Genomic DNA, 24,411 nt, shown 5'->3' on the forward strand with positions numbered 1-24,411 from the left:
CGGCAGGACCAGCGGCACCAACAGGACATGCGGGCGGACACCTTCGGCCGCGTTCCCGTCCCGTCCGGCGCGCCCGGACCGATCATCGAACGGGACGAGGAGAACGGCCGGAGTCCCGCGGGGAAGAGCGGGACACTCCCCGAGTGCACAGGGTCGGAGCGCCCGGCGGGCCGGAACCGGCCGCCGAGGAGAACCGGATGGTCGCTGACCGGCCGCGTGAGCCGGGTGGGCAAAAGGCGCGGAACGTGGCCGAGTGGCCAGGAAGGAAGGGCCGGTTGTGAGCGGCCAGACACCTCAGGAGGCGCCCGGACGGGACGCACCGGAGCCCGCTGCGGGCCCCGGGGCCGACGGCACCGTGGCCGTCGCGGACGACGGCGCCCGGGCCCCGGACCTCGGCGGCTGGGCGGCGCGCCTGCGTGCCGTCCCCGTCGGCACCCAGGACGGGACCGCGCCCTCGACGTCCGACGGCGCCGCGGCGGTCCCGGAGGTGCCCGACGACGTCCGCGAGGCGGCACGGCTCGTCCCCGACCACTGGCTGGGCGTCGTCGACCCCATGTGGGACGACGAGAAGGACCCCCCGGCGTGGGCGATCGTCGGGCAGTGGAGGTCGGACGCCGGCGGGGAGGTGGTCGAGTGGGCGGACAACCCCGACTACCGTCCCTCGCCCGCGATGCTCGACTGGGACGACCCGCAGGACGCCGTGGACGAGGCCGTCCAGCTGGCGGCCACCGGGTACGGGCCCGTGGCGGAGGTCGCGAGGGTGCTCGCAGCCGCGGAGGTCGCGGTGCTCGTGGACGCGGCGGACACGCCCGTCACGGCGGCGGCACCGGACGGCACGGCGGTGGTGCCGGCCTTCAGCTCGCAGTCGCATGTGACGAAGATGGGTGCTTTCCGGCACCGGGTCGTGCCCGTATCGGAACTGGTCGGCCAGATCCCCGAAAGACACCGGCTGTACCTTAATCCGGCGGGTCCTGTCGGGTTCGTCGTCGACCACGACGCACTCATGGAGGCGATCCGCGAGGCAGCCGGGTAGGACACGCCGGCATACAGTCCCGCCGCCGATCGGGAACGCGAAACGGGAACCGAGGCGGCGGTCGCGCAGGTCATGAACAGGCGAGGACAGGAACCAGTTGGAGATGCCCCCGATGCCCCGCACGCCGTCCGACCAAGAGGCGGCCCCGCCGCGGACTCCCACGGACGCGCCGCCGGACGCCGGGGTGCCGCCGAACGTCCCACCGGGCTCAGGATCGGCTCCGCCGCCGGCCGGTGCGCAGCCGGCCGGTGCACCCGCGGGCGATGGCCCGCCGGTGCCCGACGACATCCGCGAGGCGGCCCGCAGCGCCCCCGACCACTGGCTGGGCATGGTGGACCCGGGGTGGACCGACGAAGCACCACCGCCGGACTGGGCCGTCATCGGCGAGTGGCGGTCCGGGCCGACCGGGCAGGTCGAGGAGTGGCGGCCCAACGACGACTACCGTCCCTCCCCCCGGATGCGCGGCTGGCCCGAGCCCTCCGACCCGGTGGACGAGGCCGCCCAACTCGCCGTCACCGGTTACGGGCCGCGGGAGGACGCCGTCCGCGCCCTGTCCGCGGCCGAGGTGGCCGTGCTGCGTGCGCCCGGCGGCGGACCGCTGCTCGCCGAGGGGCCCGACGGCTCGCCGCTCGTGCCCGTCTTCACCGCCGGGCGCCATCAGCCCTTCCTCCCGGCGCTCGCCCACGACACCGTGGCCGCCGGCGAACTCGCGCGCACCCTCGCGGCGGAGGGTACCGCGCTGAGCGTCAACCCCGCGGGCCCGGCACACCTCGTCGTCGGCGCGGACGAGGTACTGCGTGCCCAGGACGCCACCTCCTCCGAGAGCACACCCCGCACCGAGGACACACCCCGCAGCGGGGACACACCCCGCAGCGGGGACACACCCCGCAGCGGGGACACACCCCGCAGCGGGGACACACCCCGCAGCGGGGACACACCCCGCAGCGGGGACACACCCCGCAGCGGGGACACACCCCGCAGCGAGGACGCCACGCCCTCCGAGGACACACCCCGCACCGGGGATGCCACGCCCTCCGGGGACACCCCCGCCCCCACGACCACTCAGGCCGCGCCCGACCCCCACCTCCCCACCTCCACCGGAAGGACGCCATGACGGCTTCCCCATCCCCTCCCCACGGCGACGGACGTGAGCAGGCCGCGTCCGAGGAACCCCAGCGCACGTCCTCCGCGCCGGCCGAGTCCGGATCCGGGGCCTCCGCCAGGGCCGAGAGCGCACTCCTCTCCGGGTCCGCCGCGACGCGGGCCACCGCGCCGGCGGCCGCGCTTCCGCCCGAGGCCGAGCCTGCCGAGCAGGAGGCGGCGGCCGAGGCCGGAGCGACGAAGGCGGCCGAGGCGAAGGCCGCCGCGAAGGCACCCCAGGCGAAGCCGGCCGTGAAGGCGGCAGAGGCCGAGGCGCCCGAAGCGGAGCCGGTCCCGGAGCCCGGCGTCGCCGGAGCGGTGTCCGAAGCCGGCGAGGCGTCAGAGGCCGCCTCCGAAGCGGCCTCCGAAGCCGCTGCCGAGGCCCGCACGGAGACCGGCACCGAGGCGGACGCGCACGCCGCTTCCGCCGAGGCCGCCCCGGAGGCCGAGGCCGCCTCCGACGCACTCGCCGCCGCGGCGGCAGAGCCCGCCGCGGCGGCCGAACCCGCGCCCGGCAGGCCCCGCAAGAGCATGCTGGCCGGCGCCGCCATCGCGGGTGCGCTGCTGATATCCGTACCGTTCCTGCTCACCGGGAACGGCGGCGGGGGCGAGAAGGCGGTCCGGTCGGACGCACCGGCCGGGACCGTGCTGTCGGACGGTCAGGCGGCCGGCTCGTCGTCCGGTGTCTTCGGCGCCGAGTCCCCCTCGTCCTCCGGCTCCGATCCGCGCCACCACCACCCGGCGCAGCACGCGGCGGGAGCGGCCGGGGCCCCGACCGGGCACGGGTCGGGCTCCCCGAGCGACGTGAAGTCGCCGGACGGGCACACCTCGCACCACCAGGCGACCTCCCAGACGCCGACGAAGGCCCACGCGGGATCCACGGGCACGCACGCCGGGGGTTCATCGGGCGGGTCCGGCGGGTCCGGCGGGTCCGGCGGCTCCGGCGGCAGCGGTCCCACCGTGCAGTCCGTCAGCCGGATCCAGAGCCATGCGTCCGGCCGCTGCATCGACGTCGTGGACGGCCAGAAGGCCAGCGGCACGCCGCTCCAGGTGTGGGACTGCGGCGGCGTCGCCTGGCAGCAGTGGAGCTTCTACTCCGACGGCACCGTCCGCTCGCTGGGCAAGTGCATGACGCTGGCCTCCGGGTCGACCTCCAACGGCACCCCGATCACGCTGAACGACTGCAACGGCAGTTCCTCGCAGCAGTTCCGCCTGGTCGCCGCGCACGACCTGGTCAACCCGGGCGCCGACAAGTGCGTGGACGTGAAGGACCAGGGGACCGCCAACGGAACCCGCCTCCAGCTGTGGACCTGCAACGGGCAGGACAACCAGAAGTGGAGCAGCGCCTGAGCGGTGCCTGACACCGCCGCCCCATCGGGGTGCCGGTCCTCCGGCCGGCATCCCGTCGCGGGCCACACGGCGGCGCGACCACGGCGACCCGTGGCCGCGCCGCCGTTTCGCGTCCAACGCACCCGTGCCGCACGCGCCGCCCTGCCGCGTCCGCGCCGGACACGTTTCGCATCAGCCCACCCCACCCGGCCCGCGTGCGCCCCGCCGTGAGGCACAGAGGCCGTGCTGGTCGGCGTCCGCACCTCCGGCGAACGCGGCCCGGCCCGCACGACGCTGTGGCGGTTCTGGGGACGTTCCCCGACGCGGGCCGGGCCCCTGCTCCGGGCCTCGCTATCATCCAGCCCACACCGTGGCCACCGCCGCACCGCGGCCGGTGGTCTCCACAGCAGGTGATCCGGGGGCCCGAGGGATGTCCGGGAACGACGGGAACAGGGGCGGCACGCCGCCCGGCCAGGACGAGCCGCAGGATCCGGGCGGCGCCGCACCCCCGCCGATGCCTTCGCGGCCGCCCGCCGCCGCTCCCGTCCCGCCCGTTCCGCCGCAGCAGCCGGGTCCGCCCGGCGCCCAGCCCGGCGCCTGGCCGCAACAGCAGCCCGCCCCCGGGCCGTTCGGCCGGCAGCCGCCGGCGTTCGGACAGCCGCAGGGCCCGCCCGCTCCGGGGGCCTTCGGCCCACCGCCCCAGCCGCAGCCGGGACAGTACGGACAGCCGGGGCAACCCGTATACGGCTCGCCCGCCGCCCCGCAGCCGGCCCCCGTCCCCTACCCCGTACGGCCAGGCCGGGCAGCCGCCCCAGGGCTGGAGCGGCCCGGGGCAGGCGTTTCCGCCCGCGCCGCCCACGGCCGCCCGAAGCGGCGGCGGAAGGACGGTCCTGATACTCGTCGTCGTCCTCGCGGTGCTCGCCGGGGCGGGCATAGGCGGGTATTTCCTCCTCGACCGCTCCGGCATCATCCACTCCGCGGATCCGGACACGCCGAAGAAGCCCGCCGACGCGCTCCCGATCCGGTGGCAGACGCAGCTGCCCAAGCCGGACACCGTCGGCAGCTCCCTCGGCGGGCTCCCCGCGCTCTGGACCACCAAGACCGACAACCCCGTATACGCCGACGAGAAGGGCGGTGTCCGCGCCTTCGACCACGCCACCGGCAGGAAGCTGTGGACCCTCCAGACGCCCAAGGGGGCCAGCGAGGTCTGCGCCGCGGCCCCGGAGCCGAGCCCGGACGGCGTGGGAGCGGTCGCGTTCGACGCGGGCGGCGACGACTGCGCGTTCCTCGACGTCTTCGACACCGACACCGGCCGGACCCTGTGGACGAAGAACCTCGCGAGCGGCTACAAGAGCACGGCCCCGCGCATCGCCGTCGGCCGCCACGCCGTGATCACGGACGCGGGCGGCGGTGTGCGGATGTACTCCGTCTCCGGCGGCCACGTCGTGTTCATCCCCTACGCCCGCGGTCACGACTGCGGCGACGACGCGGACTGGACGGGCGACCACCTCGCCACGTCGAGCAGTTGCAGCGACGCGAAGCCTAAGAACGAACTCGACATCCGCGACCTGGAGTTCGGCGACACCTACAAGTTCCCGGGCGACGCCCGCGACGTCCAGCTCGTGGCGGGCGACCGCCCGCTGACCGTCGTCTTCCAGGGCAAGGACGACGACTCGCCCGAGTCGGTGCAGACCTACGACGACGGCAAGCCGCAGAAGGCGTTCCAGCTGCCCGCCAAGGTGCAGTTCGACCGGAACGGCGTCTACGTCGACTCCGACCAGTCGGTGATGGTCTCCTCGTACGACGACAACACGGGGACCGGGGCCGTCGACCTCAGGACCGGCAAGCTGCTCTGGTCGAAGAAGAACACGGTCACCGTCGGGACCGGGGACGGCGGCGCGATCGCCGTGCAGGGCTCGGGCGACATGAGCAAGCCGTCGAAGCTGGTCTCCATCGACCTGCACAGCGGTGCGGTGAAGACCATGGGGACCCTCTACGTCGCGGGGAACCCCTCGGCCACCGACCTCCAGGGAGCCGGCTTCACCTGGTCGGGAAACGTGCTGTACGTGGTGACGGACGACGGCCGCACCGGCAAGGACACGCTGACCCTGCGCGCGTTCGAGAGCGAGTCCTGAACTTCCTGGCTCACAAGGTCGTTGTGACGGCTCGTCGCGGAGCGTAGCCTCGGAGCCCCTTTCCAACTCCGCCCCGTGCGGGGCGGGTTGGGGGTGGCGCCATGCGCCGTGTTCCGAGGGGGGATTCTTCATGGGTGTACCGGCCGACAGACTCACCGGTTTTCCGGACGACTTCGGAGCGGACGTCTTCGTCAGCGGGTTCCAGGCGAGCGTGGCGCCCGCGGACCGGGGGGACCTGGCGGACAGGAGCCCGCTGCTCGTCCTGCGGGTCCCGGGAGACGCCGCCGCGTGCCGGGCCGGTGTGCACCGCGTCGTGGAGGCGCTGCGGGGGTCGATCGACAACGACGGCAAGCTCGTGCCGTACGCGTACCTGGACGCCGTGCAGGACGACCGGCTGCTGTACGAGAGGCACGGCATGGCCGGCCGCAGGCCCGTGCCGGGCCCTGAGCACATGACACCCGACCGCCATCCGAACTTCCACGTCATACGGCAGCTCGTGGCGTACATCAGGGAGCACCCCGAGAGCTGGCCCGGGGAGCACGTGAGGGAGCTGCGCGCGTACGTGTGCGAGCAGCACAAGGCGGAGCAGCTGGGCCTGCTGGGGGCGCTTCCGGGCAGTCCCCCGGTGCTGGGCGACGTCACCGTCAGGAACCTGCTGCTGCGGCTCGCGTGGGCCCTGACGCTCGGTGAGGTGCCGCGCCGGCTGTGGGCCTGGTGGCGCTCCCGGAAGGTGATGCGGGGGTGGCTCGCCGGTCTGAAGATGGCGGGCGGCAACAGGAAGCTGTTCCCGGCGATGGACCAGATCGCCGCCGTGCAGGCCGCCCGGCTCCGGGTGGACCGGCTCGACGAGCAGGCGCTCCAGACGTTCGAGGACCTGCTCACCCGGGCCCTGCTGGAGGACCTGCGGGTGCCGAGGGTGGGCGGCATCCTGCCCAGGCGGCGCCGCAGGACACGGCGGCCGGTGATCATCGTGGCGGTTCCGCCGCCCGGGCAGGAGGGCTCCCGGGCGGCCGAGCGCTTCCTGCGCGCGCTGCACAAGGCGCAGGAGGGGGCCCGGCAGCCGGGTCCCCTCGTCGTCGCCGTGGGGCAGCCCACCGAGGCCCTGCTGAGGGACCTGGGCAGCCCCGCGGAGAGCGATCTGGCGCAGGCGGCGCACCGGCTCAGCCACCGGGACGGCGCGCCGGTCGTGCTGGTGCCCCTGAGCGCGAACGCGATGGAGCGGCCGGGACTGCCGGTACCCCCGGTGCCGCGGAAGGGGCACGGTCTCAGCTGGCGCACGGAGGCGTGGCTCGAAGTGTCGGTCGTGGTGCTCGCGCTGATCGGCGCCTCGCTCTACACCGTCCCCAAGCCCGTGGACACCCGGTGCGTCGGCGGCAGCGACTCGGTGGCCGAGTCCGCCCAGGCCACGCCCACCCGCGTGCTTCCCAAGACCTGGTACGACTCCGCGCGCGAGGCGGTCGACACCGAGAACCGGCGGGTGGAGGACCTGGCGGCGAAGCGGACGGTGCGGACCGTCGTGGCCTTCGGGTCCAACTCTCCCCGGTCCGAGACGGACGCGCTGTTCGACGGGACCATTCCGGAGCTGCGCGGCATCGCCCTGTGGCAGATGCGGCAGAACCAGGAGGCGGACTCCGACGACTCCCAGGTCCTCCTGCGCGTGGACGTGCGCCCCACCGGGACGGGGTTCAAGGACGCCGTGCCGGAGGCCGAGAAGCTCGTCCAGCGGGTCCGCGGCGAGAACGCGCCCGGGAAGAAGGAGTACGAGAAGGTCGTCGGCGTGCTCGGGTACGCGCAGAGCCGGGGCGAGACCAAGGCCGCGCTCGACGTGCTCGCCCGGGCCGGGATCCCCGCGATCGGCACCACCGCGACCGCGGACGAGCTGCTGGAGGGCCAGGCCCACCAGACCTACTGGCCCCTGACACCCACCAACTCGCGCGAAGCGGCCATCGAGGCCGACTTCGCCCGCAAGGAGAACATCGTGGCCCGGCCGGGCACGCAGGACAGCTGCTCCCCGGCCCGGCGGGCCATCGTGATCGAGAACGCCGAGGACCTCTACAGCCGCAGCCTCGCCGCGAAGTTCATCGAGAAGTTCACCGGCCCCCGGCCGCAGGTGTTCGACTACAACCAGGACGACGTCTTCGGGCACACCCCGTCCGGTGCGGTGCCCCTGTCCGACGCCGGCGAGCTCTCGGACCAGGTGTGCCGGGTGCTGAAGGCGGAACCGGACTCGGTCGTGTACTGGTCGGCGCGGGCGCGCGACTTCTCCGCGTTCATCAACGCCGTCGACCGCCAGGGCACCTGCACCAGCGACGACATCACCGTCCTCGGCGGCAACGAGCTGACCAACGTCTCGATGACCGGGGTGTACAGCAACAAGAGCTGGCTGCGGCTGTACTACTCGATGCACCGCCTGCCGGCCGGGGACCGCAGGGCCAGCGAGAGGACCAGGCAGTTCGTCGCCATGTACGAGGCGTTCGTGCGGAAGACGACGCGCGGGGAGGACCCCTGGGCGCAGGACGGGCACTCCGCGGTCGCCTACGACGCCTTCCACGTGCTGTCGGAGGCCGTCGACCAGGCGGGCCACGTCGACAAGGCCATCAGCAGGTCGTCCGTCCTGCTCACCCTGGGCGCCGGCATCACCTTCGACGGTGCCACCGGACTGGTCTCGTACAAGAAGGGTGTCAACGGGGCCCCGCAGGACAAGACCCTCGTGCTGGTCCGCCAGCTGGCCGACGAGCCGGAGGTCGTCGCGGTGTGCGGGGCGTACGGTCCCGACGTGCCCAGCCGGACGCAGGGGGTGCCGTGCGGGGGCTGACCCGGCCCACATCGCGGCCCCGGGACCGGGGCGGTGAGGAAAGTGTCAAGAGAGCCGTGACACACCACACTTGGCGCGATCGGCGGGCACCCGCCGGGTTACCGTTCCCCCATGTCTGACTCGTCACGCGAGACCGGCGAGGGCGCCGGCTGGGGGAGCGCCGGACCTGGCACCTACCGCCGGTTGATGCCCGCCGACGTCAAGCGGGTCTCGTGGCTCGACCCGCGCACGCTGTGGCTGGCCCGCAACGGCCTGCTGGCGTCCTGGTTCGGCGACCCCACGGGCCGGGAGCGGAGCCGGTGGGTGGCGCAGCGGGCCGAGGCCGGCGCCCCCGCGGACAAGGTGGTGCGGCGCGACGACCCGGACCGCTTCTCCTTCATGGTGCTGGGGGACACCGGCGAGGGCGGCGACGCCCAGTACGCGGTGGTGCCCGGGTTCCTGAAGGCCGCCCGGGGCACCGCGTTCGCGGTGATAGCCAGCGATGTGATCTACCCGGTGGGCAGGACCGACGAGTACGGCCCCAAGTTCTTCCGCCCGTACCGGGACTACCCGGCGCCCGTCTACGCGATACCGGGCAACCACGACTGGTACGAGGGCCTCGGCGGCTTCATGCGGGTGTTCTGCGGCGACGCACCGCCCCTCGCGCCCGAGCCCGCGCCCCGGCCGCTGGGCCGTGCCTGGTGGCGCCGGCTGCTGTGGCACCGGCCGCGCCCGGCCGACGAGCGGCGCCTGGCCGAGGCGCGCGAGCTGCGCTCCCAGCCGGCGCAGCAGGCCGTCCAGCCCGGTCCGTACTGGGCCGTCGACGCGGGACCGCTGCGGATCGTGGGCATAGACACCGGCCTGCTCGGCACCGTCGACGCCGAGCAGGGCGCGTGGCTGCGCGAGGTGTCGCAGGGGCCCCGCCCGAAGATCCTCATCACCGGCTCACCCCTGTACGTGAACGGCGAGCGCCACCCCTGCGCCATCGAGGGCGGTGGCACCGTCGACGACATCGTCCGCGATCCGGCACACCACTACGTGGCGGCGGTGGGCGGCGACATCCACAACTATCAGCGGTATCCGGTGGACGTGGACGGCCGCACCATCCAGTACGTGGTCTCGGGCGGCGGCGGCGCGTTCATGCACGCCACGCACACCATCCCCGCGGTGTCCGTCGGGAACGTCACCGAGCGGGACTTCCGGTGCTATCCGCTGCGCGGCGACTCGCTGGCCCTGTACAGCGTGCTCTACGGGCGCCGGCTGCGCCTGCGCCGCTTCTTCGCGCTCACCGCGGCGCAGGCGACGGCCGTCGTGGCGGAGCGGCTCGGGGTCCCGGCGGAGCGCACCGGGGGCGCGCCCGTCCGGATCACCTGGCGCGTCCGCCTGGTGGCGAGCCTGCTCGGCGCGGGCCGCCGCCGCGAGGGCCGCTCCCGCTTCCGCCTTCCGGTGTGGGAGGTCTGCTCCGACCTCTTCTCCTCCAGTTCGGCCACGTACTGGCCGCCGTTCTTCAAGTCGTTCCTGCGGCTGGACGTGACACCGGACTCCGTCACGCTGCGCTGCTTCTCCGCGACCGGCAAGCGCGCCCAGGAACTCCACCCGCCGGTCGAGGACGAGGTGGTCATCCCGCTGACCGTCCGTGCCGGCGCGGCGGCTCCTGGCGAACCCGCCGGGGTGAGGGACCTGACCGTTCAGGCGTGAGCGCCGCGGGTGCGAGTGCGGTGGGCGCGAGTGAGGCCGGCATGAGCGCGGCCGGCGCCGGGGCCGGCCGAGGGGCCCCGGCGCCGCGCGGAGGTCACTTGAACTTGAGTTCCGTCCCCTTCGGGACGATCTGGATGTCGAGGTCGATCTTGATGCTGGAGCCGACGACGGCGATGCCCCGGGCCAGCATGGTCTGCCAGTTGATCGTGAAGTCCTCGCGGTGGAGCTCGGTGGTGGCCTTGACGGCCGCGCGGGTCTCGCCCTCCATGCCGACACGGATGCCCTGGTACTGGGCGTCCAGGTTCACCGTGCGGGTGACGCCGTGGAGTGTCAGGCCGCCCGTGACGATCCACTTGTTGCCGCCGCGGTGCTGGAACTGGTCGCTGTAGAACTCCAGGGTCGGGAAGCGCTCCACGTCCAGGAAGTCCGCCGACCGCAGGTGGTCGTCGCGCATGCGGACGTTGGTGTCGATCGAGCTGGCGTCGATCACGACGTGCATCGCGGAGTCCTCGATCGGATCGCTCATCCTGATCGCACCCGCGAAGTTGTCGAAGCGGCCGTACACCTGGGCGAGGCCGATGTGGCGCGCGGTGAAGCCGATGCGGGTGTGCGCCGCCTCTATCTCCCAGTCGCCCGGCTCCGGCATGGGCAGCGTCGGGGCTATCTGGAGGGTGACGTCGCCCAGGGAGACGATCTTGCCGCCCTCCAGGAGCGAGACGCCTCCGCGGTAGGGGCTGAAGCTCTCGGCCGAGACCGACAGGCGGTACTCGCCGAGCGGCACCATCGCCACGATGCTGCCGAAGGGATCGGTCTCCCCACCGGCGACCTTGCGGCCCTGGGCGTCGGTCAGCGTGTACTCCGCCTGCCTGACCGGCTCGCTGACCGGGTCGAGGACCCGGCAGGTGAGGACCCCCGCGGTCGGTGGCACGGAGAGACCGGACAACGGGCCCGCCCCGCGCTTCGCGGCGGACTTACGGCCAAGCAAGCGGCTGATCATTTTCTAACGCGTCCCTCTGCAGGTGGTGCGGCGAGGAGAGCAACTCACCGTCATGGCGAATGGGGGTGGGCGAACCTCGTTCGGCCACCGTGCTCAGACGACGCAAACATATCTGAAGGAAGCAAACGCACCCCAGGCCCCGGGACCGTGCAACCCGAGGTAACACAGGGGACACGCCGGACCGATGAAGAATTCTCACGAAAATCATATGATCCGCGTTGTCGGTCCATCTTCGCGCCCGCGATCCAGCACCGCGGGGGCGCCCGCCCGCCTGCCGTCGCGCTGTTGACGCCCTGTTGACGGGACGGAAGGGGCCGCTGCCCGACCGCACCGCCTGCGCCACCCCGTACCCACCACCTCGGGAGGAGCAAGTGATAAGACGTCGCGCGGCCGCCTGGGCCGCCTCAGCGCTCGTCACCGCATGCATGCTGGCCGGGGGGCTCACCGGTCCCGCCGCCGCGGAGCCCGCCCCCGCGGCCGGCTCCGGCACCACCGCGGGATCCCCGGCGAAGGAAGTCGCCACCGCCACCCGCCCCGTCACGCACGAGGAGAACGACCGGGTCCCGCAGGGCTCGGTCTGGACGCAGCACTACTTCCCGTCCTCCGACCACTCCGGCACCCAACTGCACGCGGACGTCCTGCTGCCCGAGGGCATGAGGGCACACCAGCGGGTACCCGTCATCCTGTCCATCGGCCCGTATTTCGGGCACTCCGGGCAGACCGGTCCCGAAGGGTGGACGCACACCGGACCCTCGTCCCGCTTCCAGGACTTCATCGAGGGCACCGACCTGTTCGCCCACGGCTACGCGTTCGTCATGGTGGACCTGCGCGGCTTCGGCGGCTCCACCGGCTGCCTCGACTGGGGCGGCCCCGGCGAGCAGGCCGACGTCAAGGCGGCGATCGACTGGTCGGCGAAGCAGCCGTGGTCGACCGGCGCCGTCGGCATGTACGGCAAGTCGTACGACGCCGTGACGGGTCTCATAGGCAACGACCTCGACCAGCGCCCGCTCAAGGCGGTCGTCGCCGGTGAGCCGTTGTGGGACATGTACCAGTACATCTACTCGAACGGTGTGCCCCGTCCGAACGTCACCGGCACCGCCGAGGCGTACAACGGCATCGCCACGATGGACCAGATGCCGGACGACGACGCGCACTACCTGGCCAACTCCCGCTGGGAGGAGAGCCATCCGGGGTGCCTGACCGGCGCGCTGGCCGGGTACCGCATAGCCGACCAGAAGGACAAGCACTGGACCTCCCGCGACCTGGCGAAGATGGCCAGGGGCACGGACACCCCGCTCTTCGTCACCCAGGGCTTCATCGAGAACAACACCAAGCCCGAGGAGATGCAGGAGTACCTCACCAACCACAGGGGTCCCGAGCGCGGTTGGCTCGGCCAGTGGGACCACGTGCGCGGCGGCGACCGCGTGAGCGACGGGCGCCTGGCCATGGGGCGTGAGGGCTGGTACGACGAGACGCTCTCGTTCTACGACCAGTACCTCAAGGGCATCAGGCCCGCCGTCCACTACCCGGCCTACTCCGTCGAGACGTCCACGGGCGCCTGGCGCGCACAGCAGACGTGGCCGGTCGCGGACCGCTCCGTGACCGTTCCGCTCGGCGACGGCTCGTACGTGGACGACGGCGGCGCCTCGGCGCACACCGCCCAGTCCCCGTCCGGCGGTGCGGCGGCGCTCAGGGCACCGAAGCCGTCCGCCACCTGGGACATGGAGCACGCGCCCGCGGTCGACCCGGCGGCCCCGAGGACCCTGGCCAAGGGGGAGGTGAAGCGGCAGCAGGCCGGCGAGGCCACCTCCAGCTTCTTCGTGTGGTCCCAGCCGGTGAAGCGGGCGGCCCGGGTGACCGGCACGCCGAACATCTCCCTGAGCGCCAAGGGCGAGGGCAACGTCATGCTCAAGCTGTACGACGTCGCCCCCGACGGCACCGCGGCCATGTTCGACGAGCAGGTCTCCCTGCTGAAGCCGGGCCGGCTGAGCGTCGACCTCAAGGCGACCGACTGGACCCTGGCGGCAGGGCACGTCCTGGCCGTGGAGATCGGTTCCATCCAGACCGGCTCCTGGCTCGACACGCCCTCCGGACAGACGATCAAGGTCAAGGGCGCGCGGCTCAGGCTGGCCCTCGACGACCCGGCCGACGACGTCCCGACCGCCGGCGACCGCTCCCCGTATCTGGACACCTACCTGCGCCAGTACACGGTGGAGTTGCCGGCGGGGCCGGCGACGTTCACGGTGGTCCCGGGCGGCCGCCTGTGACCCCCGGGCCGGCGCCGGCCGCGGGCGCTGCGGGGTGGCACCCGGGGCGCCGGCCGGCGCCGGCCCGTCCGCCGGCACGTCACGGGGACCCCACGCCCGCCTCCTCGCCACCGCTCCGGCCGAAATCGCCCCGGTCGAACGCTGGTTGGACACCTTTCTCCCCGGCGAGGATGACGTCATGACAGGAAGCGAGACCAAGGTGACGCGGAAGTTCCCCGACATAGCCCGGCATGACGTCTTAACCGATGACGAGTTCGTCAAGGACCCCTACACCCTGTACGCGCGGCTGCGGGAGGAGCGCGAGGTCCACCCCGTGCTGCTGCCCGACGGGCTGCGCGTGTGGCTGGTGGCGCGCTATGCGGACGCGCGCGCCGCCCTCACGGACAACCGGCTGAAGAAGAGCGGCACCGGCGCCCTGATGGAGGCCAACGGGCTGAGCAACGAGGCGGGCACGGCCCGCCGCGACGTCCTCTTCACCCACATGCTGAACTCCGACCCGCCCGACCACGAGCGGCTGCGGCGGCTGGTGACCAGGGCGTTCACGGTGCGGCGGATCGAGCGGCTGCGGCCCAGGATCGAGGAGATCACCGCCGACCTGCTCGACGCGATGGGCGACGGCGGCGAGTCGGTCGACCTCCTCGACGCCTTCGCGTTCCCCCTGCCGATCACCGTGATCTGCGAGCTGCTCGGCGTCCCCGTGGCCGACCGCGACGACTTCCGGCGCTGGAGCGACCTGCTCATCACCGGATTCGGCACCGACGACGAGAGGCTGCGGGCGGGCGCGGACATGACCGCGTACCTGTACAAGCTCATCGAGGACAAGCGCGCCGCCCCGGGCGACGACCTGCTCTCCACGCTCGTCGAGGTGCAGGAGGGGGGCGACTCGCTCACCCGGGACGAGGTGGTCGCCATGGGCTTCCTCCTGCTCATCGCGGGCCACGAGACCACGGTGAACCTCATCGCGAACGGCGTGCTCGCGCTCATCACGCACCCCGACCAGCTCGCCCTGCTGCGGGCGGACCGGTCGCTGCTGCGCGGCGCCATCGAGGAGTTCCTGCGGTACGAGGGCCCCGTGAAGAACACCACCCTCCGCTTCACGGCCGAGCCGACCGAGATCGCCGGCACGGTCATCCCGGAGAACCAGTTCGTGGTGGTGGCGCTCGGCGGAGCCGATCGCGACCCGGACCGGTACGCCGATCCGGACCGGCTGGACATCACCAGGGACACCACCGGCCACCTCGCCTTCGGCCACGGCATCCACTACTGCCTCGGCGCGCCGCTGGCCAGGCTGGAGGCCGAAGTGGCCATCGGGAGGCTGCTCGACCGGTTCGGGCACATCGACCTCGCGGTCGCCCCCGAGGAGTTGCGGTGGCGCGGCGGCCTGCTGATCCGCGGAGCCGAGGAGCTGCCGCTGCGGCTGGCCCGCTCGCTGGAGAGCGCCGCCGGCTGAGGGGCCCCGGCCCGTCTCCCGGAGGGCGCGGCCGGCTGGGGGGTCTCTCGCCGAGGGCGCTCAGCCGGCCGCCGCCGCCCGGTAGGGGCGGAAGAACTCGCGCAGTTCCCGCGCGTACAGATCGGGTTCCTCGAACGGCGCGAAGTGCCCGCCGCGCGCGGGCTCGGTCACGCGCACGACGTTCGCCGTGCGTTCGAGCCACGCACGCGGCGGGCGCACGACGTCCCCGGCGAACAGCGAGAAGCCGGACGGCACCTCGACCCGGCGGGCGTGCTGCGCGGGCGGGATCGCGGCGTTCGCGCGGTACATGCGCATCGACGAGCCGATGGTCCCGGTGAGCCAGTACAGCGTCACGTTGGTGAGGATCTCGTCCTTCGTGAAGCTCCGTTCGACGTCGCCCCCGCAGTCGCTCCACGCGCGGAGCTTCTCGACGATCCACGCGGCGAGGCCGGCCGGCGAGTCGGTGAGCCCGAAGGCGGCGGTCTGGGGCTTCGTGGCGTGGACGGCGGCGTAGCCTCCCTCGGCCGCGCCCCAGGCCGCGGCGGACTCCATCCAGGCGCGCTCCTCGGGCGAGAGGTCCGCGGGGTCGCCGAAGTGGCGGGGCAGGCCCGCGTCCGTGCGGTGGACGGCGACGACCCGGTCGGGGTGGTCGAGCGCGAGGTAGCGGCTCACGTGGCTGCCCATGTCCCCGCCCGCCGCCCCGAACCGCGGGTAGCCGAGGACGTCCATGAGCTCGGCCCACAGTCCGGCCACCGCGACGGAGTCGAGGGGCGCTCCCGCGGGGCAATCCGAGTACCCGTAGCCCGGCATGTCCGGCACGACCACGTCGAACGCGTCGGCGGGGTCCGCGCCGTGCGCGCCGGGGTCGGTGAGCAGGGGGATCACCTTCGCGTACCGCCAGAAGGAGTCCGGCCAGCCGTGGCTGAGGACCAGCGGCAGGGCGGGCCCGGCCGGCGCGGCGGCCCTGGCGTGCACGAAGTGGATCCCGAGGCCGCCGAGCGCGACGCGGAAGCGGGGGAGCCGGGCGAGCGCCGCCTCCTGCGCGGGCCAGTCGAACCCGTCGGCCCAGTACGCGACGAGCTCGCGGAGGTAGCCGAGGTCGGTGCCGAGCGACCACCCGGCGTCCTCGGGCGCGTCCGGCCAGCGCGTGGCGCGCAGCCGCGCGCGCAGGTCCGCGAGCGCCGCGGGTTCGGTGCCCGGGGTGAACGGCTCGGGGCGGTGCGGGGCGTCCGGCATGGCACGGACCCTACAGCCGGCTCCGCGCCGTGAGCGCTCCGCTCACGCCATAGACTGAAAACGAGGGCAAGTGCATCCCCCAGACACAGGGCGTGTATCCGGTATGGCGCGTAGTGATCCCCGCGCTCCGCCCGAGCGGGAACCGTCTCCCCATATGCTCGAAGCGGATCTGCGGGCGGAGCTTCCCGAGGTCATGGCTCTGGACGGCATGGGCGGCTTCCTGTGCGATCTGCCCTCGGGGCGGGCCTTCCTCGATCCGGGAGCCCTGCGGATCCTCAACCTGGAACCGTCCACGTTCGACGGGCGGATCGCGACGCTGTCCGAGCGGGTCCTCCCGGGCGAGATCCGCAGGATCCGGCAGCTGATCGCCGGCCAGGCCCCCGGCCGGTCCGACCACGGCTTCCACTTCCAGCTCCTGTCCGCCACCGGCAAGGCCGACCGGTGGGCGTACGCCCAAGTCCATGTGCTGCGTGACGGCTCGGGTGCGGCCCGGCGGCTCGTCGGCTTCCTCAGGGACGTCACGGCCGAGCTCCAGGGGGCCACCGACCGGGCGAGTCTGGCCACCGGCCGCAGGCACCAGAGCGACGTGGTCTACGTGACCACGACCGCGCTCGCCCACGCCCTGACCTTCGAGGACGTGCTGACGGCGCTCACCAGCGAGGAGATCCTCAGTGTCGTCGGCGCCTCCGGCGTGGCCCTCAGCATGGTCAGGGAGGACGAGAGCCGGCTGCTGGCCACGAAGGGCCTGCCCGGGGAGCTGTTCGACGACTTCGCGTTGCTCCACGTGCAGGACGCCCTGCCCATCCCGGAGGCGGTCCGCTCGCAGCGGCCGCTCTTCCTGCTCCGGTCGGAGCTTCTGGCCGATTACCCGGCGCTCCGGCCCTACATCGACCCCACGGACGTCACGTCCGTCGCGATCATGCCCCTGGTCGCCCAGGGCCGGTCGACCGGTGCCCTGACCCTGGTCTACCAGGGCAGGACCGGCTTCACGCCGGAGGAGCGCAACCTCCTCCTCGCCCTCGGCGCGGCCGTGGCGCAGTCCCTCGAACGCGCCCGGCTGTACGACGAGGAGCACGCCGTCGCCATCGGCCTCCAGCAGGCGATGCTCCCCGCACGCATCCCGGAGGTGGCGGGCGTGACGACGGTGGTCCGCTACCGGCCGGCCAGCGACAGGCGGAAGATCGGGGGCGACTGGTACGACGTCGTGGCCCTGCCGAACGGGCACATCGGGCTGGTGGTCGGAGACGTCGAGGGGCACGACATCGACGCCTCCGCCGTCATGGGCCAACTCCGCACGGCGCTGCGCGCGTTCGCCTCGGAGGGGCACTCCCCTTCCACGGTCATGGCGCGCGCCTCCGCGTTCCTCGGGGACCTGGACACCGAGCGCCTCGCGACGTGCATCTGCGTCACCCTCGACCCCGACTCCGGCAACGCCCTGATCGTCAGGGCGGGCCACCCGGAGCCGCTGGTGCGGCACGCCGACCGGAGCGTCAGCCGCATCGCGGTCCAGGGCGGCGTCCCGCTCGGCGTTCCCCACGACGACGACACCACGTGCCCGATGACCCGCTACCGCATGAAGCGCGGCGACACGCTCCTGCTCTGCACCGACGGGCTGCTGGAGAACCGCGACTCCGATCTCGACACGGGTGAGCGGCAGGTGGGGGAGCTCCTCCGGAACGGCCCCGGCGACCTGGGCGAGCTGGCCGAGCACATCATCGAGGGCGTCGCGGGCCGGCGGATGCAGGAGGACGACGTGGCCCTGCTCCTGGCGGCACTTCCCGAGCGGGGCGCCGGAGCCGCGTGAGACCCGGGGGAGCGGCCGTGCGCGCGGCCGGTCAAGCCCGACGGAATCAGAAGTTCCGGAAAGTCTTGACGCGCCGCACCCGGAGGGGGGAGAGTCCCCCAACAGGTTGACTCCCGCCGAACGGGACGCGGCGCGCCGCGTACCTCTGAGCGCCGCCCGACGGCGTGACCTGCGCGTCTCCTGCCGTGATCAGTGCCCGAACAGTCTCCGATCCGATATCTACACGAATAGACAACACGAATAGACAACACGAGTAGAATGGATCGGATCATGCCTGGCAACGGCGATGGCGGCGGCTCTCGCGACCTCGGCAGCCGCGATTCCCGCAACGGCGACGTCGGCGACGTTCTGGTGATCGGCTCGGTCAACCGCGACCTGACGGTGCGCACCGAGCGGTTCCCCGCCCCCGGCGAGACGGTCCTCGGCGACCACCTGCTCACCGGCCTCGGCGGCAAGGGCGCCAACCAGGCCGTCGCGGCCGCGGGGGCCGGCGCGCGCACCCGGCTGCTGGCCACCGTCGGCGACGACGCCCACGGCACCGAGCTGCTGCGGGCCCTCGCGGCGGCCGGGGTCGGCACCGCCCCGATACACCGGGCGCCCGGCCTGGCCACCGGCACCGCCCTGATCACGGTGGACCACCGGGGCGAGAACCAGATCGTGGTGGTCCCGGGCGCCAACGCGGCGACCGGCGCGGACCGCGTGCGCGAGGAGGCCACCGCGGTCGCGGCGGCGGACGTGGTCGTCGTCCAGGGCGAGATCCCCGTCGACGCCGTGGTGGAGGCCGTGCGCCTCGGGCCCCGGCTGACCGTGCTCAACCTCGCCCCCTACATCGCCGTGCCCCGCCCGGTGCTCCAGCGGGTCGACGTGCTCGTGGTCAACGCCACCGAGGCCGGGCAGGTGCTCTCCGCCGCCGCCCCGCCCGGCGTGCCGGCCGCGCTGGACGCGGTGCGGCTGCTCGCGGGCAGCGCGCGGAACGCGGTGATCACCCTGGGGGCGGACGGCGCCGTCGTCGCCGGGGAGCGGACGCCGCCGGTGCACCTGCCCGTCCCCGAGGCGGTCGAGGTGGTCGACGCGACCGGGGCCGGGGACGCCTTCGTCGGAGTCCTCGCCGCCCGCCTCGCCGCCGGCGAGGACCTGGCCGGCGCCGTCGCGCACGGCGTGGCCGCCGCCTCGCGCTCCGTACGGGTCGCGGGCGCGGCAGGAGCGGCCGTACGGGTGCCCTCACCGGCCCAGGGCGCCTGATGCGCACCGGGAAGCCGCCCACGCGCGCGGACGTGGCACGCCTGGCGGGCACCTCCACGGCCGTCGTCAGCTACGTCGTCAACGACGGGCCGCGCCCCGTGGCCGCGGCCACCCGGGAGCGGGTCGTCGCGGCCATCGAGGAGCTCGACTACCGCCCCAACGCCGTGGCACGGGCCCTGCGGACCCAGGAGACGCAGACGGTGGCGATGCTCGTGCCGGACATCTCCAACCCGTTCTTCGCCGAGTTCGCCCAGGCCGTCCAGGACAGCGCGTTCGAGCAGGGCAAGGTGCTGCTGATAGGCGACTCCGGCGGCGACGACGAGCGCGAGACGGCCTACCTGCGCCGCTTCCTCGACCAGCAGGTCGAGGGCATCGTCTTCATCGGGGCACGGCGCGGCTCCTCGCTGCGGACGGTGACCGACGCGGGGGTCCCCGCGGTGGTCCTCGACCGGCCGCTGGACGGCTCCGGCCACTCCTTCGTCGGCATCGACAACGCCGCCGCCGCGGGCGCCGCCACCCGGCACCTGATCGAGCACGGGCACCGCCGCATCGCGTGCGTCGCGGGCCCCGGCGACCAGCGCAACGCCGCGGACCGGCTGGCGGGCTGGCGGACCGCGCTTGAGGAGTCCGGCATCGCGCCCGACCCGGCGCTCGTCCACGTCGACGACTTCTCCGTGGAAGGCGGGGTCAGGGCCGGACGCGCCCTGCTCACCACGGCGGCACCGGACGCCGTCTTCGTCAGCAGCGACTCGCAGACGGAGGGGCTGCTCGCCGTGGCCCACCGCCTCGGCCTCACCGTCCCCGGCGACCTCGCCGTCTTCGGCTTCGACGGCACCCGCCGCAGCGCCTACTCCGACCCCGCCATGTCCGTCGTCGAGCAGCCCGTCAAGGCCGCCGCCCAGCGCGCCCTGGACCTGCTCGCCTCGGCGGCCCCCGAGCACGTGCTGCTCGACTTCACGCTCGCCGTCCGCAGGTCGTGCGGATGCGCGGCCGACCCGGGGCTCAGGTGAGGCACCCGTGCACCACGTGAGACCACACCCCCCGAACCCACGTCAGCAAGTCACCGCAGCCTTGGGAGGCCGCTCATGACGCAGGACCAGAAACCGGCCGCGGCGGCGGTCGAGCAGAATGGTGTGAACCCGGTACCGGACGGCGAGCGCCACGGCACCCCGCGCGGGCTCTTCGCGGTGTGGTTCTCCTGGAACATCTCCATCCTCGGGGTGAGCTACGGCATCTACGTCTACGGTGTCGGGCTGAGCGCGTGGCAGGCCGCCCTCGCCGGCGTCCTCGGGTACGTGATCTCGTCGGTCCTCGTCGGCATCCTCGCCGTCGGCGGGCCGCGCACGGGACTGCCGACGCTGACCCAGACGCGGTTCGCCTTCGGGTTCCACGGCAACAAGTTCCCGACGTTCTTCGCCTACCTGTCGAACGTCGGCTGGAAGGTCACCATCATCACGCTGGCCTCCACGACCGGCGCCAAGCTCTTCGCCCGCCTGTGGCCCGGCGCCTTCGCGGACGGCGAGGGGCACGAGAGCGTGCCCGCGGTGGTGATGTGGTTCGTCGTCGTGCTGCTCCTCACGGTCACCGTGGCGGTCTTCGGCCACCAGGTGATCCTGAAGGTGGAGAAGTGGATCGCCTGGCTCACCGCCGTGATGACGGTGGTCTTCATCGGCATGATCGTGCCGCACATCCACTGGAGCCGGATCGGGCACACCCCGAACGGCTCGTTCGCCGAGTTCGTCGGCGGGACCGTCCTCGCGATGACCCTGGTCGGCCTCGGATTCCTCAACTACGGCGGCGACTTCGCCCGCTACCTGCCGCGCCGCACCGGCGCGCGCGGTGTGGTCGGCTGGACCGCGGGCGGCATCACGCTCCCGGTGGCCGTGCTGCTGGTCCTCGGCGTGCTGCTGGCGGCCGGCGACCCGAAGCTCGGCTCCGCGGCGGCCGACGACCCGGTCGGCGCGCTCACGGACCTGCTGCCGTTCTGGTTCTTCGTGCCGTTCAGCATCGTCGTGGTGATCTCGCTGATCGCCGCGGCCATCACCGGCCTCTACTCGTCCGGCCTCGCGCTGCTGGCCTTCGGCGTGCCCGTCTCCCGGGCGGGCACCACGGTCATCAACATGGTGGTCATCTCGGCGGGCGCCTTCTACCTGCTGTTCGTCTCCGACTCCTTCCTCGCCACCTTCCAGGCGTTCCTCGCGCTGATCGCCGTGGTGATGGGCACGATGGGCGGCATCCAGCTCCTCGACTTCATCCGGCAGCGCCGGCTCGGCTGGCCGACGGACCTGGCCATGCCGGCCGGGCGGGGCGGCAGCTCCGGGCGCTGGACCGCGCTGGTGTCGCTGGTGGCCGCGACGGTGGTCGGCCTCGGCCTCGTCACCTCCTCCGACCCGAACATCGCCAGGGTCGTCGGCTTCCTGTTGACCGACGGCCAGAAGAAGGGCGTCATCGGCACCACCAACGTCGGCGTCCTCGTCGCGATGGCGGTCGGCGCCGCCCTCTACGCCCTCCTGACCTTCGTGCTGAAGCTCGACCCGAAGGGCCCGGCGCGACGTGCCGAGACGAGCCGCGACCTGGAGGGGGTGGCATGAGCTTCGCGCGGCCCGACGAGTGGCACGCCCCGGCCACGTACTGGTTCTGGCAGCGGATCCCGACCCGCGAGGAGATCCGCGACCAGCTCGACGCGCTGGCCGCCGCCGGGTTCGGCTCGTTCCAGATCCAGACCCGGCTCTCCTTCCCACGGGAGGAGTACCTCGGCGAGGAGTACCTCGCCGCATGCCGGACCGTCGCCGACGAGGCCGCCTCGCGGGGCCTGATGATGGGGCTCTACGACGAGTACAACTGGCTCTCCGGGCACGCCGGCGGCCGGACCGTCGCGGGCCGGGACGACCTGCGCGAGCGGCACATGTTCTCCGTCACCGCCCGGCCCGAGGGCGCGTTCGCCGAGTGCGCCGTGGACGGGATCCGGGCCACGGACGTCGACTACCTCCTGGACCCCGGCAGGAACTGGGTGTTCGAGGACGGCGCGATCCGCTGGGACGAGTGGGAGATCGTCGCCGCGCTGGCCCACCCCGACGGCGTGGTCGACGGCCCGGAGTCGATCATGGACGTCACCGCGGACGCCGTCCTGGTGGAGGCCGGCACCTCCGGCTGCCGGGTCCGCGTCGCCGCCGAGGCGCTGCGGGGGCAGTCGGCCCTGACCGTCTTCGCCGCCGCCCGGTGCGCCTCCAGCCGGATGATCAACTACCTGCTGCCCGGGGCCGCCGAGCGGTTCCTCGACGTCGGCTACGAGCCGTACGCGGCGGCGCTCGGCGACCATCTGGGCAGCACGGTCCGCTACGTGTTCTTCGACCAGCCGCACGGCTGCTTCTTCGACTGGCGGGGCCGCTCGGGGCACGTCGGCTCGTCGCTGATGTACGCGCCGTCCGTCGTCCCCGCCGACCGCAGGGTGCTGCTGGCGCTCGCCCGTGACGTGGGACCGCTCACCGCGGCCTGGCGCTGCGACTTCTTCGAGCGGTACGCGGCGGTGGGCATCGACGCCTTCTTCGGGACGCTGTCGGCGTGGTGCCGGGCGCACGGCGTGGCGCTGTCCGGCCACGAGGTCCTCGGCTACGTCTCGTCCTGGGACCCCACCAGCACGATCATCACCGACGACCCCCGGGTGAACTTCGGCACCGACTACTTCGGCCTGGACGCCCACCGGGACCTGACGGCGGTCGACGCCCGCAACGAGCACCCGCAGATCAGCGCCAAGTTCGGCGACTCCATGGCCCGCTCCCACGGGCGCTCGGGCTGCCTGGTCGAGCAGTACTTCGCCCGCACCGAGCACGGTTCGCACTTCGCCGCCGGACGCTGGGAACTCACCCTGGGCCAGCTGCGGGAGCAGACCGTACGGCACCACCTGCTCGGCATGCGGCAGCTGCTGACGCACGCGTTCTGGCTGGCGGACGGCGACGAGCGCGACGAGGTCTTCACCAACCCGCGCTTCGACTTCCCGCCCGGCGTCAACTTCGAGCCCTGGTTCGTCCACCACCGGGCCTTCGCCGAGGAGTCGGGACGGCTCTCCGAATTCCTCGACGAGACCCGTCCGATGGACGAGATCGCCCTGCTCTACCCGCTGCGGACCAGCTGGGCCGGCGGCCCGGGACACCCGTACGGGGAGCACCTGGCGTTCTGGGCGGAGCACCTGGCCCGGCGCGGCTACGACTTCAGCCTGGTGGACGAGCGCGACCTGCTGGGCGGGCGGCTGCCCGAGCGGTTCACGGTACTGATCCTGCCCGGGGCGTCCGTCGTCGCCGGTGAGACGACGGTCGACGCCATCGATGAGTTCGCCGCCCGGGGCGGCAGCGTCCTCGCCTCGGGACCGCTGCCGGCGGCCACCCAGCGCACCGGGCTCAGCGGGCGGGTGCTCGACCGGATGCGCGCGCTGCTGGCGCCGGAGCGCGGGGCCGGGGCTTACTGGCCGGACCTCCCCACCGGCGCGGAGGCGGACGCCCGCCTCGGTGCCGCCCTGGCCGGCCACACCCGTGTGGAGGCCGAGGGCACGGTGTGGTCGCGCCGCGGCCGGGACGCCACGGGCACCAGGGTCGCGCTGTTCAACGACGACCCGGGGCGGCGCACCGTCTCCGTCAGGCCGACGGGGCTGCCCGCGCGGGTCACCGTCTGGAACACCGCGGACGGCACGATCGGAGAGCCCTACGAGGTCCCCGGAGAACTGGTCCTCACGCTCGATCCGGGGGAGCTGGTCTGTGTGCACGTGGCCCCCGGCCCGCACCCCGTTCCGGCCACCCGGGTGCTCGACCGGGAATGGACCCTCGCCGCCGGCGACCGGGTGGGACCCGTGGACGTGTACCGGGGGTGGGAGCGGCAGGGCGAGGAGGCCTTCTCCGGGATCGGGGAGTACCGCACGGAGGTCGTGCTGACGGCGGCGGAGGCGGCGTGGCCCCGGTGGGAGCTGCTGCTCGACGGTGTCGGGGCGAGCGCGGAGGCCGAGATCAACGGGCACCCGGTCGGCCGCTGGGGGTGGGGGCCGTTCCGTGCCGCCTTCGGCCCCGACGTGCTGCGGGAGGGCCCCAACCTGCTGCGGATCAGGGTGGCGTCTACGGCGGCCAACGCCTACTACGCCGGCAGCAGCCATCGGCAGGGCCCGCCGGACCCCAGCGGGCTGCTCTCGCCTCCGAGGCTGCGGCCGCATCTGGGGTGAGGGCTCGCCGCGCGACGTTCCCTGCCGTTCCGGCTCCTCTTCCACATGGGCACATCGCAGCAAACGCCGCCGCCACCGCCCTG

Annotated in this window: 15 protein-coding genes; 13 read left to right on the forward strand and 2 right to left on the reverse strand. The window is 73.4% G+C overall.

The window, feature by feature from the left end; all coding sequences use genetic code 11:
* The first annotated feature begins 277 nt into the window (after positions 1-277).
* The 6 genes from Sm713_RS40320 to Sm713_RS12325 all read left to right on the forward strand — a co-directional run bounded on the left by Sm713_RS40320 (position 278) and on the right by Sm713_RS12325 (position 10,129).
* The gene (locus tag Sm713_RS40320) at positions 278-1,033 is read left to right on the forward strand and encodes a type VII secretion system-associated protein (RefSeq protein WP_249416251.1); all 756 of its coding nucleotides are present in this window, start codon (positions 278-280) and stop codon (positions 1,031-1,033) included.
* A 274-nt stretch (positions 1,034-1,307) separates the two neighbouring features.
* The gene (locus Sm713_RS12305) at positions 1,308-2,147 is read left to right on the forward strand and encodes a type VII secretion system-associated protein (RefSeq protein ID WP_249416252.1); all 840 of its coding nucleotides are present in this window, start codon (positions 1,308-1,310) and stop codon (positions 2,145-2,147) included.
* Positions 2,144-3,523, forward strand: a complete 1,380-nt coding sequence (locus tag Sm713_RS12310; RefSeq protein WP_212909667.1) for an RICIN domain-containing protein — start codon at positions 2,144-2,146, stop codon at positions 3,521-3,523. Before Sm713_RS12305 ends, Sm713_RS12310 begins: the two co-directional genes overlap by 4 nt.
* An 893-nt stretch (positions 3,524-4,416) precedes the next feature.
* The gene (locus Sm713_RS12315; RefSeq protein WP_212909668.1) at positions 4,417-5,637 is read left to right on the forward strand and encodes a PQQ-binding-like beta-propeller repeat protein; all 1,221 of its coding nucleotides are present in this window, start codon (positions 4,417-4,419) and stop codon (positions 5,635-5,637) included.
* Between the two features lie 130 nt (positions 5,638-5,767).
* A complete protein-coding gene (locus tag Sm713_RS12320) occupies positions 5,768-8,452 on the forward strand; it encodes an ABC transporter substrate-binding protein (RefSeq protein ID WP_212909669.1) in 2,685 nt (894 codons plus the stop codon).
* Between the two features lie 111 nt (positions 8,453-8,563).
* A complete protein-coding gene (locus tag Sm713_RS12325) occupies positions 8,564-10,129 on the forward strand; it encodes a metallophosphoesterase (RefSeq protein ID WP_212909670.1) in 1,566 nt (521 codons plus the stop codon).
* Positions 10,130-10,223: 94 nt separating this feature from the next.
* Here the strand turns inward: Sm713_RS12325 and Sm713_RS12330 are convergent, their stop codons facing one another.
* Positions 10,224-11,126 carry a YceI family protein gene (locus tag Sm713_RS12330; protein WP_212909671.1) on the reverse strand — a complete coding sequence of 301 codons (903 nt, stop codon included), beginning with the start codon at positions 11,124-11,126 and terminating at the stop codon, positions 10,224-10,226.
* Positions 11,127-11,497: 371 nt separating this feature from the next.
* Between Sm713_RS12330 and Sm713_RS12335 the strand changes: the two genes are divergently transcribed.
* Together Sm713_RS12335 and Sm713_RS12340 are read left to right on the forward strand one after the other, a co-directional pair.
* Positions 11,498-13,393 carry a CocE/NonD family hydrolase gene (locus tag Sm713_RS12335; protein WP_212909672.1) on the forward strand — a complete coding sequence of 632 codons (1,896 nt, stop codon included), beginning with the start codon at positions 11,498-11,500 and terminating at the stop codon, positions 13,391-13,393.
* Between the two features lie 178 nt (positions 13,394-13,571).
* The gene (locus tag Sm713_RS12340; protein ID WP_212909673.1) at positions 13,572-14,843 is read left to right on the forward strand and encodes a cytochrome P450; all 1,272 of its coding nucleotides are present in this window, start codon (positions 13,572-13,574) and stop codon (positions 14,841-14,843) included.
* Between the two features lie 60 nt (positions 14,844-14,903).
* Here Sm713_RS12340 and Sm713_RS12345 read toward each other — a convergent pair whose 3' ends face one another.
* Positions 14,904-16,079 carry an epoxide hydrolase family protein gene (locus tag Sm713_RS12345; RefSeq protein ID WP_212909674.1) on the reverse strand — a complete coding sequence of 392 codons (1,176 nt, stop codon included), beginning with the start codon at positions 16,077-16,079 and terminating at the stop codon, positions 14,904-14,906.
* Positions 16,080-16,233: 154 nt separating this feature from the next.
* Here Sm713_RS12345 and Sm713_RS12350 point away from each other — a divergent pair, with 154 nt between their 5' ends.
* The 5 genes from Sm713_RS12350 (at position 16,234) to Sm713_RS12370 (ending at position 24,328) form a co-directional block, all read left to right on the forward strand.
* Positions 16,234-17,883, forward strand: a complete 1,650-nt coding sequence (locus Sm713_RS12350) for a SpoIIE family protein phosphatase (protein WP_212909675.1) — start codon at positions 16,234-16,236, stop codon at positions 17,881-17,883.
* 270 nt (positions 17,884-18,153) lie between these two features.
* Positions 18,154-19,125, forward strand: coding sequence for a ribokinase (locus Sm713_RS12355; protein ID WP_212909676.1), 972 nt, complete (start codon positions 18,154-18,156; stop codon positions 19,123-19,125).
* Positions 19,125-20,135 (forward strand): LacI family DNA-binding transcriptional regulator, encoded by a 1,011-nt coding sequence (locus Sm713_RS12360; protein ID WP_212909677.1) that lies wholly within the window; start codon positions 19,125-19,127, stop codon positions 20,133-20,135. The genes Sm713_RS12355 and Sm713_RS12360 overlap by 1 nt, the downstream gene beginning before the upstream one ends.
* 75 nt (positions 20,136-20,210) lie before the next feature.
* A complete protein-coding gene (locus tag Sm713_RS12365; RefSeq protein ID WP_212909678.1) occupies positions 20,211-21,716 on the forward strand; it encodes a cytosine permease in 1,506 nt (501 codons plus the stop codon).
* On the forward strand, positions 21,713-24,328 hold the full coding sequence (locus tag Sm713_RS12370; RefSeq protein WP_212909679.1) for a hypothetical protein: 2,616 nt from the start codon (positions 21,713-21,715) through the stop codon (positions 24,326-24,328). Before Sm713_RS12365 ends, Sm713_RS12370 begins: the two co-directional genes overlap by 4 nt.
* The last annotated feature ends 83 nt before the right edge of the window (positions 24,329-24,411 follow it).

Origin of the sequence: Streptomyces sp. TS71-3, assembly GCF_018327685.1 — a bacterium.
Lineage (GTDB): Bacteria > Actinomycetota > Actinomycetes > Streptomycetales > Streptomycetaceae > Streptomyces.

Excerpts from the sequence above, each read along its gene's own strand:
- Sm713_RS12310 (WP_212909667.1), top strand. The coding sequence starts at position 2,144 with ATGACGGCTTCCCCATCCCCTCCCCACGGCGACGGACGTGAGCAGGCC.
- Sm713_RS12320 (WP_212909669.1), top strand. The coding sequence starts at position 5,768 with ATGGGTGTACCGGCCGACAGACTCACCGGTTTTCCGGACGACTTCGGA.
- Sm713_RS12325 (WP_212909670.1), top strand. The coding sequence starts at position 8,564 with ATGTCTGACTCGTCACGCGAGACCGGCGAGGGCGCCGGCTGGGGGAGC.
- Sm713_RS12330 (WP_212909671.1), bottom strand. The coding sequence starts at position 11,126 with ATGATCAGCCGCTTGCTTGGCCGTAAGTCCGCCGCGAAGCGCGGGGCG.
- Sm713_RS12340 (WP_212909673.1), top strand. The coding sequence starts at position 13,572 with ATGACAGGAAGCGAGACCAAGGTGACGCGGAAGTTCCCCGACATAGCC.
- Sm713_RS12345 (WP_212909674.1), bottom strand. The coding sequence starts at position 16,079 with ATGCCGGACGCCCCGCACCGCCCCGAGCCGTTCACCCCGGGCACCGAA.
- Sm713_RS12350 (WP_212909675.1), top strand. The coding sequence starts at position 16,234 with ATGCTCGAAGCGGATCTGCGGGCGGAGCTTCCCGAGGTCATGGCTCTG.
- Sm713_RS12355 (WP_212909676.1), top strand. The coding sequence starts at position 18,154 with ATGCCTGGCAACGGCGATGGCGGCGGCTCTCGCGACCTCGGCAGCCGC.
- Sm713_RS12360 (WP_212909677.1), top strand. The coding sequence starts at position 19,125 with ATGCGCACCGGGAAGCCGCCCACGCGCGCGGACGTGGCACGCCTGGCG.
- Sm713_RS12365 (WP_212909678.1), top strand. The coding sequence starts at position 20,211 with ATGACGCAGGACCAGAAACCGGCCGCGGCGGCGGTCGAGCAGAATGGT.
- Sm713_RS12370 (WP_212909679.1), top strand. The coding sequence starts at position 21,713 with ATGAGCTTCGCGCGGCCCGACGAGTGGCACGCCCCGGCCACGTACTGG.